The organism is Azohydromonas australica DSM 1124, assembly GCF_000430725.1.
Classification (GTDB): Bacteria; Pseudomonadota; Gammaproteobacteria; order Burkholderiales; family Burkholderiaceae_C; genus Azohydromonas; species Azohydromonas australica.
The window spans coordinates 1-1357 of the sequence record NZ_KE387224.1 but is presented as its reverse complement, the minus strand read 5'-3'; the positions used below and the strand labels follow the sequence as shown (position 1 = coordinate 1357).

The following is a 1357-nucleotide window of genomic DNA, read 5'->3' as shown; positions in this document are numbered from 1 at the left end:
CTGGCGGTGGCGCTGGCCGCGGTGAACGTCTTCGGTGGCTTCCTGGTGACGCGCCGGATGCTGGAAATGTTCAAGAAGAAGGACAAGACGCCTGCTGCGGCCTTGGCGGTCCGGCCGGCGCACTAAAGCGCGATCAGGTTCCTCACCATGGACAAGGTCGCACGCTGCCATCTTTGCCTGTCGCTGTTCGCTGCGGCAGTAATCGCACTGGCCATCGGCATGGCAACCCACTGGAGTGTTGGCGCACTTCTCTTCATCGCTTGGGTGGTGGTTCATCGGTTGACCTGGGGGTTTGCAGAACTCAGCACGGCGCCTGACGCACCTCACCGACCGGAACCGGAGACATTCTTTTGAGCATGAACCTCGTGACGCTGCTGTACCTGGTGGCCAGCGTCTGCTTCATCCAGGCCTTGAAGGGCCTGTCCCACCCCACCACGTCGATTCGCGGCAACGTCTTCGGCATGACGGGCATGGGCATCGCGGTGGTCACCACCGCGGCGCTGATCCTGAAATTGGCCGAGGACCTCGGCACCGCCGGCGCCTCCGGGCTGGTGTGGGTGCTCATCGGGCTGCTGGTGGGCGGCAGCGCCGGCACCGTGATGGCCAAGCGCGTGCAGATGACCAAGATGCCCGAGCTCGTGGCCTTCATGCACTCGATGATCGGCATGGCCGCGGTCTTCATCGCCGTGGCGGCCGTGGCCGAGCCCTGGGCCTTCGGCATCACCGCCAAGGGCAGCCAGATCCCGGCGGGCAACCGGCTGGAGCTGTTCCTCGGAGCGGCCATCGGCGCCATCACCTTCAGCGGCTCGGTGATCGCGTTTGGAAAACTCTCGGGCAAGTACAAGTTCCGCCTGTTCAAGGGCGCGCCGGTGGTGTTCCCGGGGCAGCACCTGCTCAACCTGGTGCTGGGCCTCTCGACCATCGCGCTGGGGCTGGTGTTCACGTTCACCGAGAGCTGGCCGGCGTTCTTCGCGATGCTGGCGCTGAGCTTCGTGCTGGGCGTGCTGATCATCATCCCCATCGGCGGCGCCGACATGCCGGTGGTGGTCTCGATGCTCAACAGCTACTCGGGCTGGGCCGCCGCGGGCATCGGCTTCAGCCTCAACAACTCGATGCTGATCATCGCCGGCTCGCTGGTGGGCAGCTCGGGCGCGATCCTGAGCTACATCATGTGCAAGGCCATGAACCGCTCTTTCTTCAACGTGATCCTGGGCGGCTTCGGCGGCGATGCCGCCAGCGCGGCCCAGGGCACGCAGGAGCAGCGCAGCGTCAAGAGCGGCAGCGCCGACGACGCGGCCTTCATCCTGGGCAACGCGGAAACCGTGGTGATCGTCCCGGGCTACGGCCTGGCCGTGGC

The 1357-nt window shown here is 65.9% G+C and carries 3 protein-coding genes; all 3 read left to right on the top strand.

Translation table 11 applies throughout. The features are described 5' to 3' along the window. Positions 1 to 126: proton-translocating transhydrogenase family protein (locus H537_RS52105; RefSeq protein ID WP_043462345.1), on the top strand; the 126-nt coding region annotated here is incomplete at its 5' end. A 21-nt stretch (positions 127 to 147) separates the two neighbouring features. Next, on the top strand, positions 148 to 354 hold the full coding sequence (locus H537_RS54255) for a hypothetical protein (RefSeq protein ID WP_156902284.1): 207 nt from the start codon (positions 148 to 150) through the stop codon (positions 352 to 354). Further along, on the top strand, positions 351 to 1357 hold a 1007-nt coding region (locus tag H537_RS0139725; protein ID WP_043462349.1), incomplete at its 3' end, for an NAD(P)(+) transhydrogenase (Re/Si-specific) subunit beta. The genes H537_RS54255 and H537_RS0139725, both read left to right, overlap by 4 nt.